At 38.9% G+C, this 17,651-nt stretch carries 14 protein-coding genes; 10 read left to right on the top strand and 4 right to left on the bottom strand.

What is annotated here, in order from left to right; translation table 11 throughout:
* Positions 1–20: 20 nt before the first annotated feature.
* From ALE3EI_RS12020 to ALE3EI_RS12060, 9 genes are all read left to right on the top strand, one after another.
* Positions 21–857, top strand: coding sequence for an SAM hydrolase/SAM-dependent halogenase family protein (locus ALE3EI_RS12020; RefSeq protein ID WP_186988978.1), 837 nt, complete (start codon positions 21–23; stop codon positions 855–857).
* A 30-nt stretch (positions 858–887) separates the two neighbouring features.
* Positions 888–1,184 carry a putative quinol monooxygenase gene (locus ALE3EI_RS12025; RefSeq protein WP_186988980.1) on the top strand — a complete coding sequence of 99 codons (297 nt, stop codon included), beginning with the start codon at positions 888–890 and terminating at the stop codon, positions 1,182–1,184.
* A gap of 25 nt (positions 1,185–1,209) precedes the next feature.
* The gene (gldF, locus tag ALE3EI_RS12030; RefSeq protein WP_186988982.1) at positions 1,210–1,923 is read left to right on the top strand and encodes a gliding motility-associated ABC transporter permease subunit GldF; all 714 of its coding nucleotides are present in this window, start codon (positions 1,210–1,212) and stop codon (positions 1,921–1,923) included.
* Positions 1,923–3,611, top strand: coding sequence for a gliding motility-associated ABC transporter substrate-binding protein GldG (gene gldG, locus ALE3EI_RS12035; protein WP_186988984.1), 1,689 nt, complete (start codon positions 1,923–1,925; stop codon positions 3,609–3,611). The genes gldF and gldG overlap by 1 nt, the downstream gene beginning before the upstream one ends.
* Before the next feature lie 106 nt (positions 3,612–3,717).
* Complete coding sequence (dnaN, locus tag ALE3EI_RS12040; RefSeq protein ID WP_186988986.1) at positions 3,718–4,836, top strand: DNA polymerase III subunit beta; 1,119 nt, start codon at positions 3,718–3,720, stop codon at positions 4,834–4,836.
* Between the two features lie 160 nt (positions 4,837–4,996).
* Positions 4,997–5,803, top strand: a complete 807-nt coding sequence (locus ALE3EI_RS12045) for an alpha/beta fold hydrolase (RefSeq protein ID WP_186988988.1) — start codon at positions 4,997–4,999, stop codon at positions 5,801–5,803.
* Between the two features lie 8 nt (positions 5,804–5,811).
* Positions 5,812–7,803 (top strand): ATP-binding protein, encoded by a 1,992-nt coding sequence (locus ALE3EI_RS12050; protein ID WP_186988990.1) that lies wholly within the window; start codon positions 5,812–5,814, stop codon positions 7,801–7,803.
* Positions 7,804–7,888: 85 nt separating this feature from the next.
* Positions 7,889–9,553 carry an ABC1 kinase family protein gene (locus ALE3EI_RS12055; RefSeq protein ID WP_186988992.1) on the top strand — a complete coding sequence of 555 codons (1,665 nt, stop codon included), beginning with the start codon at positions 7,889–7,891 and terminating at the stop codon, positions 9,551–9,553.
* Between the two features lie 258 nt (positions 9,554–9,811).
* A complete protein-coding gene (locus ALE3EI_RS12060) occupies positions 9,812–10,855 on the top strand; it encodes a T9SS type A sorting domain-containing protein (protein ID WP_186988994.1) in 1,044 nt (347 codons plus the stop codon).
* Positions 10,856–10,906: 51 nt separating this feature from the next.
* On the opposite strand, the gene ALE3EI_RS12065 is transcribed toward ALE3EI_RS12060, so the two are convergent.
* A complete protein-coding gene (locus tag ALE3EI_RS12065; RefSeq protein WP_186988996.1) occupies positions 10,907–11,269 on the bottom strand; it encodes a DUF4870 domain-containing protein in 363 nt (120 codons plus the stop codon).
* Positions 11,270–11,398: 129 nt separating this feature from the next.
* Between ALE3EI_RS12065 and mnmE the strand changes: the two genes are divergently transcribed.
* The gene (gene mnmE / locus ALE3EI_RS12070; RefSeq protein ID WP_186988998.1) at positions 11,399–12,847 is read left to right on the top strand and encodes a tRNA uridine-5-carboxymethylaminomethyl(34) synthesis GTPase MnmE; all 1,449 of its coding nucleotides are present in this window, start codon (positions 11,399–11,401) and stop codon (positions 12,845–12,847) included.
* A 196-nt stretch (positions 12,848–13,043) separates the two neighbouring features.
* Here mnmE and ALE3EI_RS12075 read toward each other — a convergent pair whose 3' ends face one another.
* The 3 genes from ALE3EI_RS12075 to ALE3EI_RS12085 are packed head-to-tail and all read right to left on the bottom strand — an operon-like array spanning position 13,044 to position 17,583.
* Positions 13,044–14,387, bottom strand: coding sequence for a capsule assembly Wzi family protein (locus ALE3EI_RS12075; RefSeq protein WP_186989000.1), 1,344 nt, complete (start codon positions 14,385–14,387; stop codon positions 13,044–13,046).
* A 45-nt stretch (positions 14,388–14,432) separates the two neighbouring features.
* Positions 14,433–16,817, bottom strand: coding sequence for a GumC family protein (locus tag ALE3EI_RS12080; protein WP_186989002.1), 2,385 nt, complete (start codon positions 16,815–16,817; stop codon positions 14,433–14,435).
* Positions 16,818–16,827: 10 nt separating this feature from the next.
* Positions 16,828–17,583, bottom strand: coding sequence for a polysaccharide biosynthesis/export family protein (locus ALE3EI_RS12085; protein ID WP_186989004.1), 756 nt, complete (start codon positions 17,581–17,583; stop codon positions 16,828–16,830).
* Positions 17,584–17,651 lie beyond the last annotated feature (68 nt).

A 17,651-nucleotide genomic window follows, 5' to 3' on the forward strand; every position in this document is an offset into this window, starting at 1 on the left:
CAAAATATCAACAATTTTCCATGCCCATCATAACGCTTACAACCGATTTTGGAGAGAAAGATCACTTTGCAGGAGGGGTAAAAGGTGCTATTTACAGTGAATTGGACGATGTAAGGATTGTTGATATCTCGCATTCGGTATCACCGTTTCATATCTCAGAGGCTGCATATATCATTCAGAATGCCTATCGTAGTTTTCCGCAGGGTACGGTTCATATCATTGGAATCGATTCGGGACTAAACCCCGAGAACAAACATATTGCCGTATATCTGGATGGGCATTATTTTATCTGTGCCAACAACGGGATCATTTCAATGCTGGCTTCAGAAATAAATCCGGAAAAGATCGTTGAAATCAACATACACGATCGTATTGACAGTAATTTTCCCGTTCTGGATGTCTTTGTAAAAGTAGCATGTCATTTAGCAAGAGGCGGAACCTTAGAAGTTATTGGGAAACCCATTTCAGAATTAAAAGAACTTACAGGCATTCGTCCGGTGGTGAACCGGGAGGCAAACCAGATCATAGGAAATGTGATCTATATTGACAACTACGGAAATGTGGTGTCTAACATCACCAAGAGTTTGTTCGATGAAGTTGGAAAAGGCCGCCCCTTTAAAATAACTGCCCGTACTGCCAGCTTTAATAAGGTGTACACCAATTACAGTGATGCGATCAATTTTGACCTCCCTCCTGAAAAGCGTGAAGAAGACGGGAAGAAACTCGCACTGTGGAACAGTAGTAATTATCTGGAATTGGCCATTTACAAAAGTAATCCCTCAACTGTAGGAAGTGCCTCTACCCTATTCGGCCTCGAATTTCGTGATACCGTAACTGTAAACTTTGATGCGACCTAAACGAGGATACTAAATCTGAATCTGAAAAAAATGTTTACAAGAATTGTAAAAATGGAATTTAAAGCCACAGAGGTACCCGCTTTTCTTTCTAATTTTGAAAACGTAAAAAATAAAATACGCTCGTTTCCCGGATGTAGGTTTCTCGAATTGTATCGGGATAAGAATGATGATACAATCTTTTTTACCTATAGTCGTTGGGAAATGGAGCAGGATCTTGAAAATTACAGAAAGAGTGCTCTGTTTAAAGAAGTTTGGGCACAAACCAAGCCAAAGTTCAGAATAAAAGCAGAAGCCTGGAGCGTGGATACTTTGTATCGTGAAATGTGAATCATAACAACAAAGATTAAGTTGAATGTACCCAATAATTAAAAGAGAAATAGCGTCATTTTTTGCCGGACCCATCGGGTATCTGGTTATTGCTGTTTTTTTGGTGATCAACGGACTCTTTCTCTGGGTGTTTCCCGGGAATTACAATATTCTCGATGCCGGATTTGCAGATCTTTCAGCATTTTTTGAATTGGCTCCCTGGGTGCTTCTTTTCCTGATTCCGGCTGTGACCATGCGCAGTTTCAGTGACGAACTAAAAATGGGTACACTGGAATTATTGCTTACAAAGCCTATTTCGGTGCGAAGTATCGTTCTTGGAAAATATTTTGGGGCCATAACTCTTATCATCATTGCAATTGTACCTACACTACTGTATGTTCTTACCATATCACAATTGGGTAATCCAGAAGGGAACTGGGATGGAGGTTCTACACTGGGCTCTTATATAGGTTTATTGTTTTTAGTAATTGCGTATGCAGCCATAGGCGTTTTTTCCTCAACACTTTCTGAAAACCAGATCGTAGCATTTATCATTGCAGTGTTTTTATGTTTTGCACTGTTTTATGGATTTGAGGGATTGGCCGGACTAATTTCAGAATTTCCCATTGAAAACTTTGGAATGAAAGCTCATTTCGACAGTGTAGCCAGAGGAGTGATCGATACGCGCGACGTGATTTACTTCTTAAGCATTGCATTGGTATTTATTGGTTTAACGGTCTTACGTCTTAAAAAAAGCTAATGAGCGGTCACAGAAAAAATATCACTCAATTTGGCTTGTTGTTACTGGCATTACTTTTACTGAATATTGCCGGCAACTTTTTGTATAAGCGTTTCGATCTTACTCAGGATAAACGTTATACGTTATCTGAAGCCGCTAAAGAGACCATTGAAACCTTAGAGTCACCTATAGTGGTCGACGTGTTTATGAAGGGGGATTTTCCACCTGAATTCAGACGACTTCAAACCGAAACCCGTCAGTTGCTTGAAGAGTTCGCAGCTTACAACTCAAATATAAAATTCGAATTTATCGATCCGCTCGAAGATGAAGAAAACAGCGAAGCCATTCAGCAGCAATTAGCCTCTTTTGGCTTGACAGCAGCTCAGGTTCAGGTACAGGAGAACGGAAAACTATCGACGGCTCTGGTTTATCCGTGGGCTCTTGCCTATAACGGTGAGCAAACCGTGAAGATCCCTATACTGAAAAATCAGTTGGGAACCACATCCGAAGAACGTGTAAACAACTCTATTCAGAATTTGGAATACGCCTTTGCCGACGGTTTCAATAAGCTTATTCATCCTAAAAAGAGAAAGGTTGCTGTTTTAAAGGGTAACGGTGAAATGGACGATCGCTATATAGCTGATTTTTTTGCTACACTTCGCAATTACTATTTTATTGCCCCGTTTACACTGGATTCGGCCGAAACGGCTCCGATTAAAACATTAGATCAGCTTAAAAGTTTCGATCTTATCGTTGCGGCAAAACCAACCGAGGTTTTCAGTACTTCTGAAAAATATATTCTAGATCAGTACATAATGCATGGTGGGGCTTCCTTATGGCTTATGGACGCAACAGAAAATGTTCAGGATACGATAAGTGGCAGAACTTTTGCTTTTGGAAAGGACCTTAATCTGGGTGATTTCTTTTTTAAATATGGCGTCAGGATCAACCCAAACCTGGTTAAGGATCTCTATTCCGCTCCGATAGTATTGGCATCAGGAAATGAAAACGAGACCCAGTTTAACCGCTATCCGTGGTTTTATTTTCCACTGAGTAACAGTGCTAATGAACACCCGGTGGTTACCAATATCGAAGCCGTAAAATTCGATTACGCCAGCGGAATTGATGTGCTTCAGAATGATGTAAAGAAAACTATTTTACTTACCACCTCACCTATCACGAAGATTGTGGGACTACCTCACGAGATCGATCTGGATGGGGAAATTCCAAAGAATCTGAAAATCGTAAATGAAGGTCCCGATCCCGAGGAATTTTCGGCCGGAGAAGTTCCTTTGGCGGTCTTACTCGAGGGAGAATTTCCATCGGCTTTTACCAACCGAATAAAACCATTTCAGCTATCAGAAGTAAAAACAACAAGCATTCCTACTAAAATGGTAGTTGTAAGTGACGGGGATATTATAAAAAATCAGTTAGACAGGAATCGTCCGCTCGAATTAGGCTTCGACAAATACACTCAGGCGTTCTACGGAAACAAAGAATTTTTGCTCAATACCGTAAATTATCTTCTTGATGACAGCGGACTTATAAACATTCGTTCTAAAAAAATCGCAGTTCCGTTTCTAGATCCGCAAAAAACCAGTGAGGAGCGCACCAAATGGCAGCTAATTAACATGCTGTTACCATTGGGTTTATTAGCAATCTTCGGAATATTCTTTCAATACTTCAGAAAGCGAAAATACGCCCGCTAAATGTTAATAAGTTAGTTTTTACAAACGTCTCAATTGAAATATATTTGTAGGTAAGCCGAAACGGAAAAAGGCGTAAGATTTAATCAATTCTCATAAAAAAGATTCAATGAAGTTCATCGTATCGAGTTCGTACTTATTAAAGCAGTTACAAGTTTTGGGTGGGATCATAAATACCAATAATACCCTGCCTATTTTAGATAATTTTTTGTTCAATCTGGACGGTAATGCGTTAACGGTGTCTGCTTCAGATCTTGAGACCACCATTTCCTCAAATTTAAAAGTGGAAAGCAGCGAAAAAGGCAGTGTTTGTATTCCTGCGCGTTTGCTGTTGGATACGCTAAAAACCTTTCCCGAGCAACCGCTCACATTTACGATTGAAGACAACAACACCGTTGAAATTAGCAGTAATCACGGGAAATACGCTCTGGCCTATGCCAACGGAGAAGAATTTCCTACTGCTGTGGAACTAAAAGATCCTTCTTCAACTAAAGTACAAGGTGATGTGTTGGCAACAGCGATTAGCAAGACCATTTTTGCCAGTGGAAATGACGATCTGCGTCCGGTAATGAGTGGTGTATTCTTTCAGTTTTCTACGGAAGGGCTTACGTTTGTTGCAACCGATGCTCATAAGCTAGTAAAATACAGCCGGGAAGACGTCACTGCCACTCAGACTGCCGAGTACATTATGCCTAAAAAGCCATTAAATCTTTTAAAAAGCATTCTAGCCGGTAGTGAAGAGGAAGTGACCATAGAATACAACGAAAGCAATGCTAAGTTCATTTTTGAAGGCACCGAAATGATCTGCAGGCTAATCGATGGAAAATACCCCAATTACGAAGCGGTAATTCCGAAGGAAAACCCCAATAAGCTTACTATAGACCGAAATCAATTCCTTAACTCTGTGCGAAGAGTTTCCATTTTTTCGAATAAGACCACGCACCAGATCCGTCTTAAGATCGCCGGTGCCGAACTCAATATTTCTGCCGAAGACATCGATTACAGTAATAAAGCCGAAGAACGATTAACATGTGACTATCAGGGCGACGATATGCAAATTGGATTTAATTCGCGATTTCTTACCGAAATGCTTAGCAATCTAACCAGCGATGAAGTCTCGTTGGAAATGTCGTTGCCTAATCGTGCGGGAATTCTTACTCCGGTAGACGGTTTGGATGACGGCGAACAGGTAACAATGTTAGTGATGCCCGTTATGCTGAATAACTGATAGACGAAAATTTAATAGTTTAAAAATCAAATATCCCGCCTAGTTGCGGGATATTTGATATAATAAGAAGGTTTAAATAGTATCTTTGAAAGTGTAATGAATCATTTTATTATTCTGTCAAATTTTTTTTATGTATTTTAATTGTTACTAGCAACAAAACATGAAAAGTTCAAAAAATACCAGCATTGAACAATTGTTCAATATAAATGTTCTTGGAAACGGTTCTCAGCCCATGCTATTTGCTCATGGCTATGGTTGTGATCAAAATATGTTCCGGTTTTTGTACCCTTATTTTGAAAATGATTATAAGATCGTTCTTTTTGATTATATAGGGGCAGGAAAATCTGATATAACCGCCTATTCTAAAGATAAGTATAGTTCATTGGAAGCCTATGCCGATGACATTATTACGATATGCAAGGAACTGGAATTAAGAGATGTGATTTTTATAGGTCATTCAGTAAGTGCCATGATCGGAGTTTTGGCGGCTAACAAATCGCCGGAAACATTCTCTAAAATGATTATGATAGGGCCCTCCCCGAGATATATAGATGATGAAACTTATAAGGGTGGTTTCGAAGAATCGTCCATTATGGAACTTCTAGAAACCTTAGATAGTAATTATCTTGGATGGTCGCAAACTATGGCTCCGGTTATTATGGGCAATGCAGACAGGCCTCACTTAGGAGAAGAGTTAAGTTCCAGTTTTTGCAGTACGGATCCGGAGATCGCGAAGAATTTTGCCCGAGTTACCTTCTTATCCGATAACCGGAAAGACCTTCATTCTGTATCGGTACCCTGCCTAATCATACAATGCAAGCAAGATGTCATTGCACCAATTGAAGTAGGAGAATATACGGCGAAGAATTTAAAAAACGGAAAATTAAAAATTATAAATGCCACAGGTCATTGTCCCAATTTAAGTGCACCCAAAGAAACTGCTGAAGCAATTAAAGAGTTTTTATAGGAAGAAGTGTGGAGAACAATGAAAAATCTGAAAATCTTGATCCGGGTCGGCTAAAAGCGGCACTTGATCTATATGACAATGCGCCATGTGGTTCGATCTCATTTCAGAATGACGGTCTTATTTATGATATAAATAAGACACTCTGCAATTGGCTGGGTTATGAAAAGGAGGAATTAATTAATGTACGTACACTCCCGAGTCTGTTTAAAATAGGAGGACAAATATTCTTTGAAACACATTTTTTTCCTCTTATTAAAATGCAGGGCTTTATAAAAGAAGTATATTTTGATATTCTGAGAAAGGACAAAAGTATACTTCACGGCCTTATAAATGTTAGAGAGATCCCCCATGAAAATGACCAACCTTCCACCTATCAGGCTACCATACTGGATATTTCCGATCGCTGGCATTATGAGGCTGCCTTGTTGGAAGCCAAGCGAAAGGCCGAAGCTGATTCAAAAGCAAAAGCCGATTTTCTAGCTACCATCAGCCATGAAATTAGAACACCCTTGAATTCTATCCTGGGAATTGGGAACCTACTGCATCAAACTCCGTTGAACAAAAATCAAAAAGAATACGCTCGCTTATTGCTCCATTCTTCTGAACATTTACTTAGTTTGGTGAACAATCTCCTTGATCTAAGTAAGATCGAAGCTAAAAAGATTGCATTAGAGCATGTTCCCTTTAATATTCATGATCTCACTACGATTATAAATCACACCTTTTCGGTAAGGGCGAAGGAAAAGGGAATTAAGATGAATGTAGTGTTCGACAACAATGTTCCTCACAACCTTATAGGAGATCCTGTAAAGCTTAAACAGGTCTTAACCAACCTTATTGGGAATGCCATAAAATTTACTAAAGAGGGGTCTGTTTCATTGAAAATTTCCTTGTTAGAAAAGAATGAAAACGAGGTATGTTTACAATTCTTAGTTACTGATACCGGAATAGGAATACCGGAAGAAAAACTGGAAGCGATCTTTCAGGAATTTTCTCAGGCAAGCTATGATGTAAGTGTAGAATTTGGAGGTACCGGACTGGGTCTAACTATCAGCAAAAAGCTATTAGAACTTCACAATAGTACTTTATCTGTAACCAGCAAATTAAAAGAAGGATCAACATTTAGTTTTAGTATTTGGTATTCCTTGTCTGATAGTGTGGTTCCAAAAGTAGATGCCTTACCGTCTCCTTCTAAAAAGCATAAATTCGGGAAGATAAAGGTGTTGGTTGTTGACGATAATCCTGCAAATATATTTATAGCCGAACAGTATTTAGATCAATGGAATATAAAATATAATTCGGCTGAAAGTGGCGCTGAAGCCCTACACATTTTGGAGAGAAAGCACTTCGATCTAATATTACTGGATTTGCAAATGCCGAAAATGAGTGGTTATGAAACTGCGAAAAAGATCAGGAAATTGAAGCAAAAAAATAAATCGGTGATTGTTGCATTTTCTGCCTCTACGAAAGGCGAAGTAAACAAACAGCTTCAGGAAGCAGGTATTGATGATCACCTTCCCAAACCGTTTCAACCGAAAGAATTGTATGAGATATTATTAAAATACAAAACTCCTTCAAAGGAATCTTCCCCTAAAAGTGCTAAAACGCAGCAACCTTCCGTAAATCTAAGGAAAATGAGTAAATCTAAAATTAAACGTCCAGTAAGCGCCAGCTTCAACCTCTCCCGTTTTGAGAAGATGGCCAGTAATAAACCTGAATATCTTAAAAAATTCAAATTAAGTTCACTTGATGGAGTCATAAGCTATCAAAAGGATTTTAACAAAGCCGTAAATAAAAAAGACATAAATCTGCTTTCCGATCTCATTCATAAAAGCACCATGACCCTTTATTATATACAGGCAGATCGGTTAAGTGAATATTTAAAAGAATGTCGCAATTTACTACAAGAAAATCCTATAGATAATTCACTGTTATCTACCAAAGTGCAAGATTGTAATGAGGAGTTCGATATCATTATAAATGGGTTAAAGCAGGAATGACCAAACTAGAGTTTAACAAAAAGCTAACAACCTTATAATTTTTCTGCTCTATTTTTAATTAAAATTTTTTTAATAAATATTCTCTATGTCCATACTTCCGGAAGCTATTGACCGATATCGTAAGTTTTTCAGTTTTATAATTAAGTACTGGAATAGTGATCTCGTTAAATATTCGTCCGATCGGGCATTAGGCAAAGATACAGAGATAGAACGGTCGTCATTTGATCAGGATCCGGAAGAATTTGTGAAGGATCTGAAAACAATGGGTCCCACCTATATTAAACTTGGGCAACTACTATCTACACGTCCGGATCTACTTCCGGAATCATATTTAGAAGCTTTGTGTCAATTACAAGATGATGTAGAAACAATTCCGTACGAACAAATTCACGAAACTTTTGAAGAGGTAATAGGATCACGTATCTCAAAATGCTTTAAGGAGTTTGATGAAATTCCAATGGCAAGTGCTTCCATTGGACAGGTTCACAAAGCCGTTCTTCATTCCGGAAAAAAGGTTGCCGTAAAAATACAGCGTCCGCAGATTCGGGAGCAATTTTTAAAAGATCTAAATACCTTACAAGAAATAGCCACTTGGGCTGTAAAAAATTCGGAAGATGCACGAAAGTACAATGTAGCCGAGCTAGTGGATGAATTAAGATATACCCTGCTTCAAGAACTCGACTATAATGCTGAAGCCGAACATCTTATGCTTTTAGCAGAAAATTTAAAACACTTTAACCATTTACATGTACCACAACCCATTTTGGACTATACTTCTTCGAAAGTATTGACAATGGAACTCGTTGAGGGGCAAAAAGTGACGAAAGTGAGTCCGCTAAAGAGAATGGAGAAGAATTTAGATCCACTTTTAGATGACTTAATATGTGGTTATTTGAAGCAAGTTATAGAAGATGGTTTTGCTCATGCCGATCCTCATCCGGGTAATATTTTTATTACTAACGACAACAGGTTAGCCTTAATGGATTTGGGAATGACTGCTCATTTTACTAAAGAATTGCAAAGCGAAATTCTTCAATTAATGATTGGATTGAGTAGTTATGATAGTAATCAGGTGTCTAAAGTTATACTGGCAATGAGTCATTATGATCAAGAGACTGCAAATATAGATGGGTTCAACAAGAATATAAGTCGTCTCATTCAGGAGAGTGAAATAAGCAAAGCTGATACAATGCAAACGGGGCGTCATATCATACAAATGAACAGAATTGCAGCACATCATGGCATTCAAATTCCAGCACCCTTAAATATGTTAGCAAAAATACTGCTCAATATGGATCAAATCGTCGCGGAACTTTCTCCCCGATACAATGTGAATGAAACTATTCGAGGGTATATAAAAAAAATAATGCACACCAAGACCATTAGCGAGTTAAAGCCTGAGAACATATTTAATCTTATACTGGAAACTAAGAAATTAACAGAGAAAATGCCCGAGCGACTCAATGCTATATTGGAAAATCTTTCTACGAATCAATTTAAGGTTAAAGTTGATGCCATTAATGAAGATAGATTTACCGACGCTTTCCAAAAAGTCGCCAACCGTATCACTTTGGGTCTTATAATTGCCGCGATGATCATTGGTGCTGCCCTGTTAATTCAAATTCCAACGTCGTGGAAGATCTTCGGGTATCCCGGTCTGGCGATCCTGTTGTTTTTTGTGGCTGCCTTGCTTGGCTTTTACATCATCTACGCCATTATATTCAAGGATCAGGATTTTAAAAAACGATAGGAATTCATAGTAATGAAGTTGTATGAAATTCTGCATACGATTAATTCAACAATCTATGAATCAAACTTAATCGTAAAGAAACACTCAGAAACTTCAAATATCGTCCTAAACCCACGCTTTCTATGCCCCGTATTAGGCTTGTGGAAATACTAAAAATTTAAAATAGTAGCAAATTGGGATTGACTTCCCGTTTAGAGAATGATGACATTTTAAAGATGAGTCGATGTATGTATATCACTAACTTTAAAAATGTACTTCATGAGAACACTTTACTTATTTTTACTTTTAATCTGCATTCCACTATGTTCTGTCAACGCTCAACTTACCGACGTAGTTACCGGCCTTAACGATCCTTCCAGGTTATTGTTAAACGGAAATGATCTCTATTTTACGACGCCCAGCACAATTTCTAAAATAGACATCACTGTTCCATCTCCTACCCCAGAAGTGGTAGTCACTGGTTTGAGTACGGCCACGGGCATGGTTTTAAACGGGAACGATCTCTATGTTGCTCAATTTAACGGGGGAAAGATATCGAAAATTGATATTTCAAATCCAAATCCGACGGTACAGGATGTGATTACCGGATTAAACACTCCCAACGGTCTGGCAATTCGAGGAAACTTCATTTATTTTTCTGATAATAACAACAATACGGTAAGGCGCGTAGATTATACTAATCCCGGTGCCCCGGAAGTCGTCGCCACTTCTGCATTTAATTTCAATCCCATCGGATTGGTCTTTGATGATAATCTCCTCTATATATCGAGCGGAATAGCAAACCGTGTTTCGACCGTCGATGTTACAAGTGGTGTTACAACGCCTGTAGACGTGGTGGTTGGTGTAAACCGACCATTAGGAATCCGGTTAAATTCTACTAACCTCTATATTGCTGAGCGGAATGATAATAAAATTTCTGTAAATGATATTACTTCGGGGTCGAATATAGCCGAAGATCTGGTTACCGGTCTCAATCAGCCCAGTGATATCGCTCTTAACAATGAATTTTTATTTATACTTGAAAGTGGTGCCAATAAGATTTCGAAATATCCGCTGCTGCTTGGAATTGAAGAGTCCAATGCGTCTAGGTTAACCTTATATCCCAATCCTGCAAATGGTGGTATTATAAACATTTCAGGGGTGCAGGAACCAGCTGCGGTTGCAATTATGAATATGTTAGGTCAAAAAGTAAAAGAATTAACGCTATCTCCAATGGAAGAGATCGATATTTCAGATTTGGCCTCCGGTAGTTATATACTTTCTATCGATGACACAACACACTTAAGGTTTATTAAAAACTAATTTCAGAAACAACACAAACCCGCCAAATGGCGGGTTTTTTGCAATTAATTCTTAAGAAATAAACCGTATCGTTAAAAAGTAACTGGGAGATTCCCCGTTACTGGCTCGGATTGCATTTACAATAGGCATTATAAATCCAACTACACATGCCATAATAAGCGTAAGTATACCTAAGCCAAGCAATAGAATTGCAGGAATACTTAAAACAATATACAATAAGAGGCTTATCTGAAAGTTTACAGCGGCCTTCCCGTGCTCATCCATCTCGATGACTTTTTCCTTTGTAGTTAACCAAATGATAAGAGGTGCAATTAAACTTCCGAAGCCAATAAAATAGCCCAATAATTGTGACAGGTGCATTACAACAACTAATTGTTTGTCGCTTCGCTTTTGAGTGTGGTTGATGACTTCCATTTTTTGATCGATTTAAGAGGTTTCATTTAATTAGTAGAAAAAAATAAAAAATGTTACAATCACCGGATCAACAATTAAAATCAGCTCGTGTACGTCCGGCAGCACAATATTACTATTTTTGTAGCTGAAATGATACACAACGATACCATAGTTGCCTTAGCAACACCTTCGGGAGCAGGAGCCATCGCCGTCATCAGGCTTTCGGGAATTGATGCAATTTCCACAGCGTCTTCACTGTTTCATTCAGTTTCAAAAAAGAAACTTGAAAATCAAAAAACGCACACAGTACACCTTGGGCATATTAAAGATGGTGATCGAGTGATCGACGAGGTACTGGCCACCCTGTTTAAGAATCCCAACAGTTATACCGGAGAAGATGTGGTTGAAATCTCTTGTCACGGGAGCCCCTTCATTCAACAGGAAATCATACAATTATGCCTAAGAAGTGGTTGCAGAATGGCACAGGCCGGTGAATTTACATTACGCGCATTCATAAACGGCAAGATGGATCTGAGTCAGGCCGAAGCCGTAGCCGATCTTATCGCTTCAGACAGTGCGGCTTCGCACCAGCTGGCTATTCAACAAATGCGTGGCGGCTTCTCTTCTGAAATTAAATTGCTTCGGGAGGAATTATTGCATTTTGCGTCGCTTATTGAACTTGAATTGGATTTTGCGGAAGAGGATGTAGAGTTTGCAAACCGTGAAGATTTTCAGAAACTTATATCCCGAATAACACAAGTCCTGAAACGGCTAATAGATTCATTCGCAACCGGAAATGTGCTCAAGAACGGGATACCTGTTGCTATAGTAGGCGAACCCAATGTGGGAAAATCTACCTTGTTAAATGCCTTGCTCAACGAGGAGCGTTCTATAGTGAGTGATATAGCAGGTACTACGAGAGATACTATTGAAGATGAATTGTCAATTGGCGGTATAGGGTTTAGGTTTATAGATACGGCAGGAATTAGAGAGACAACAGATACCATAGAAGGACTTGGAATAAAAAAAACCTTCGAAAAAATGGAAGCGGCACAGGTGGTTGTTTATTTATTCGACGCTTCTCTATTAGGGTCAAAGAATACCCATTCTACGTCTCAAACATCGCCCAATCTAGTGGGGGATATGTCACAGATCCTTATAGAGATCGAGAAAGTAAAGAACAGATTTCCGCAGAAGCAGCTGATCGTGATAGCTAACAAGAGTGACCAACTTTCAACTCACGAGATAAAACAGCTTTCCGCTTCATTGAATACGCTCAATGGACTACACCATCTTCTTATTTCAGCCAAAACCGGTGAAGGTATAGAGGAATTAAAAACCAGACTGCTCGACTTTGTGAATACAGGTGCACTACGCAATAATGAAACTATAGTGACCAATACACGACATTATGATGCCCTGCTGAAGGCATTAGAAGAAATTCAGAAAGTACAAAGCGGAATCGACAGTAATCTAAGCGGAGACCTACTGGCCATCGATATACGACAAGCCCTGTACTATTTTGGAGAGATCACCGGAGAGATCACCAACGATGATCTTTTAGGAAATATCTTTGCAAATTTCTGTATCGGAAAGTAAGCCTGAAGAAAAGAAACTTCAGGAACGAAAAAAATTCAAAAATGAGAAGACCTATACCCGCTCTTTGATCTCGATGATTAACGCAATAACTAAACACAGTACGATGGTACCTATAACTAATCCGCCTACTCCCATAGTTTTAATTTTTTAAAATTAATTATTTTACAAGTTGCTAAGATACTATTTCCTTAGTCAATCAGAAAGAATAAATATACTTCACTCCTCCTCCAATTATTGTTTCACTGATGTTGCTGGAATCTATACCTATAAGTCCCTTAACTGTCCCGAGTTTTTGAGTTGTATAAGCAACTTCGGCATAATTATACCAGGCCTTTACAGTCTGATTGAAGGGTCGGCTTAACAACCCCTTATTCTCAACATAAGAAGTTTTGAATTTCCAGTCTATCTTTTTGAATGTACCCGACAATCCAAAATGGTGTGCACGGGTACGGTTACTTGTAATTGGAACCGTGGTTGCTGTTATTTCTATCGAATTATCTGATACAAAGAACGGCATACCAATAATAAACTCATCATACCGCCATCCATTTCTGTACACACTATTATTAAAATAATTATCGAAGCCGCTACCCACAGAAATCCCACTTTGGTCTAAAGTATCTATATATTCATATAAAACAGCGGTTATCACAGCATTTTTTTGAGGCTGAAAGAATACCCCCCAAACACCGTCCGGAAAGTTTGCAAATCGTGTCCCTGAACCATCCTCAAAAGGGTGGTCGTGATATATGTTAAATGTACCAAGCGAAGACTTGAATTCGTAATCCAGCAACAAAGATCCTAAATGATTACCCAAGGCATTCAGTGTTTCGCCTTCCATACCGGTTTCGGCCGTTTCTCTGGCGAAGAATACATCGACAAATGCCGAAAAATCATCTTTTAAAGGTCCAAATACCGGTGATGTTCCTCCCCATTGGGCATAATGTTGAAGCAAGACTTTCAGTGTATTCGTTTCATTGAATGTTGTGATCACACCTAAACGCTTGTAATGTACACGGACATCCTCAACGAAGCGATCATCATTTAGTGCAAAATGAGCAATTCCCCAGTCTATTCCGAAAGTTTCAGAGATCTTTATCGGTTTATTCGCTTCAATGATCAACCCCGGCAGAGGTCTGGCGTTGCCCGAATTTAAATAATCCAAATTGGTGGCCGAAAGTCCGTTAGCTACAACGGGTCTCATCTTCGAGCCTAAAGTGGTTTTTATCCAGTTATTACTATATCTGAAAAATAGATCCCTTCTCTGAAGTTCATCGGCAATCACACCGTCCCGGTAAAAGAATGCAGCACCTGCCTCAAATATGTGGCTTCCGGTAGTATAGGATGCGTTCAAAGAGGCCGTTCCGGAAAAGTTCGTCATACTTCCCAGCTCCCCTTGCGTATTTGTATAAAACCAAAAAGGAATTGAACTTTCTGAAGAAACTATCCCCGTAGAGGCTACTTCCCCATGCCAATCGATCGTTTGTGATTTCGCGGCAGAAACAAGACATAGGAACAGAAATATCAAACCATTTCTCATAAACGGATAATATGAATTTAGTCGGTTGAGTTTTAAAAAATTCTGCTATGAGCGAAAGATACGCTTATACCAGGGTTGTTGTTCCTCGCTATAGGTATATCCGTATTTATTTCCGTAGCCAAAATTATTCATATTCACATTGTTCAGTACAATAGCTACATCTGATAAACGCCCGTCTTCAATGGCATCCTTCGGAAATTCCAACAATCGTCTGTCTGTATAACCGGCTCGTACCACATAAAGAAGCTTGTCTGCAAATTTATTGATCAAAATGGTATCGGTCACCAACATCGAAGGTGCCGTATCTACGATCACAAAATCGAAGTTCTCATTTAACTCATCGAAGAATTCCTTTGTTCTGTCCTGCAATAATAATTCGGCCGGATTTGGAGGAATAACTCCCGAGAGTATAATACTTAGATTCTTATTGTAATTACTTGGCGTTGCCAAAGAAGTAGCACTTAGTGATTCATCGATAATAAACTCCGTAAGCCCTTGTTGCGATTTTGACTGATCGGGTAAATATCTATGCAATTGTGGGTTTCTGATGTCACCCCCAACCAGCACAACCTTTTTTCCCGTGAGTGCCAGGGTTAGTGCCAGATTAAAAGCCACAAAGGTCTTTCCCTCTCCCTTGATCGTGGAAGTAACAAAAATTACATTAGATTTTCTAATACTATCTCCCTTGTTTATAGTGAGATACTGCAAATTGGTCCGTAAAATTCGAAATGCCTCGGCCAATATACTTCTATCATTATGTTGAATAAGCTCTTCGTCGCCTCTTTTCAGTTTTGGGATCTCCCCAAGAATAGGTGTGCTACCTAATACCCGCTCTACATCCAGTCTGTTACTAACCTTCGAATTCAGTAAATAAGACAGATAAATGAGTAAAAATGGAACTAAAAGTCCCGCGATCAAAGCCCCGAGATAAATAAGCATCTTATTTGGCGAGACTGGTGTCTTCCCACTGTATGCGTTGTCTACGATCTTAGCCTTTGGTGCTGTAACCGCTAGTGAAATTGACGCTTCTTCCCTCTGCTGAAGTAGAAAAAGATATAGTTGTTCTTTAATGCTTTGCTGTCTTTCTATGCCACGGTAAAGTTTTTCTTGAGTTGGAACTTTAGATATTTTCGAGTTGAGCACCGATTCCTGATAATTTAGATCGCGCATGGAAATTTTAAGGGAATTACTTATATTCTGAAGGCTGCTTCGAACCCCCGAACGCATCTGCTCTATCTGGTTGTTTAAATTTACAACTACCGGGTTCTTCATAGTTGAGTTTTTCAACAATCGATTGCGTTCTAGCACTAGCTGATTGTAACTCGACACAGTATTCGCAATTTCTTCACTTTCTATCCCAATATTGGCAGGTAACAGATCATCTTCGGAAGCATTTTCCATATAATTAATCATAGAATTTGCCAATTCCAATTGTGTTCCGATATCCAACTGACGCTTATTGAATTCGCTTGAATTCTCGAGGATAAGCTGGGCTTCTGCCTCTATGTTGGTGAGTCTGTTTTTAGATTTGAACTGCTCCTTATTTCGCTCTACCGAATCAAGCTCTTCAGTTATGATCTCTAGTCTCGAATCAATGAAATTTGAGGTTTTCTGAGCTACCTGATTTCTGTCGTTAATAGCATCCTTATTATACTGAAATATCAATTCGTTTATAAAATCTTCGGCCTTTTCACGAACCGGAGACTGCATGGTAAGTGTAACCACGTTGCTATTTCGTATCTCGTTGGCAACGTTAATTCGATTCTGGTAGCTTATTGCCACAGCCTCTAACGGTCTGTATGAAACAGAAATGGTCTTTCCCTTATAGCTATTGAATTTTTCAAGATTCTCAAGTTCGGGAACCACTGTGATAACACCAAAAGGCAACTCTACGGGATTTCCGAAACTATAAGTTCCTTTTATGGCATCGTTCTCGTTTGTGATCTCATATTCGGTTTCAGAAATAAGTTCAAAGAATAATTTTGGCACCGCCCTGTTCTCATCATTGTCTTTGAACGAAAGAAATTGTACTGTAAATGGTCTGTAATCATAAATATCAGACGTCTTTATCGTACCTATGGATTCGTAGGTGATGTTAAAATTCAACTCTCGGATTACTTCAGTAACAATGCGTTTCGATTTAAAAATAGCCAGTTCGTTTTCAATATTACTATTGTTGAATTTTGAAAAGAATCCGCCATAATCCGAAAAGGCGGCCAATTCTGCCGGACCTCCACCGCTTTTCTCATCTTTAACGATAACTGTGGCTTTACTCAGATATAGCGGTGTTGAATACCGAAGATAAATAAAGGCAGCAACTATTGCGATCGTCACTCCCAAGGCAAACAAATACCAATATCGGGTATATTGTTCAAGGAGTTCCCGAAGCGTTTTTTCTTTATTTTCTGAAAGATTTGGGCTTTCGATCATGTTTTTCTGTTTAACGTGAGAGCAAAATTACGGTGCTTAATACCACAGTTACCAGCGATAATAATGCCGGAATATCGGGTAAAAAACCTGACTTTTTAACTCCTTTTAATGACGGTTCGACATACACGACATCATTCTGTTTTAGAAAATAAAACGCACTCGAATAAAAATCTGTCTGTGTAATATCAACATTTTTAACGATGCGTTTCCCATCATCTTCTCGTATAATTACGATCCTGTTCCTGTTACCATCTTTGGTAAGGTCTCCTGCCAGTCCAATAGCTTCCGGCAAGGTGACACGCTCGTCTTTTATAGTAAAAACCCCGGGGGTCATTACTTCTCCTAAGACTGTAATTTTAAAATTCATGATGCGCACATCAACAACCACATCTTTTACATATTCCTGCAATTGAGCTTTAAGTTGAGACTCTATCATCTTTCGTGTCTTGCCGCTCACAGGCACACTTCCCAGAACTGGAAAATTTATAGTTCCGTCTGCGTTTACCAGATATCCTTTGAGACCTGGATTATTTGTATTTGCATTTACCTCTGTCTCGGTAACCCGAATAAACGGCGCGACAAGTTCCTTATCTAAAGATGAAACCGAAATATAGAGTATATCATTCGGTTCTATTACGGGTTCGAATGCCTTGTTAATATCCTTATTATTCAAACTATCGGAATCCTGAAAATAGATGATCTGTTTTTTTGTTGCACAAGACAGCAAGAGCGCAGAAACACCAAGGAGGACTATAAATCTTTTCATACAATGGATTGTTGTTGCAAATATAATAGTAATTAAACGAGCTGGGTTCAATACATCAAATTTTATGG

Origin of the sequence: Constantimarinum furrinae, from assembly GCF_014295415.1 — a bacterium.
In the GTDB taxonomy this organism is placed as follows: Bacteria; Bacteroidota; Bacteroidia; order Flavobacteriales; family Flavobacteriaceae; genus Constantimarinum; species Constantimarinum furrinae.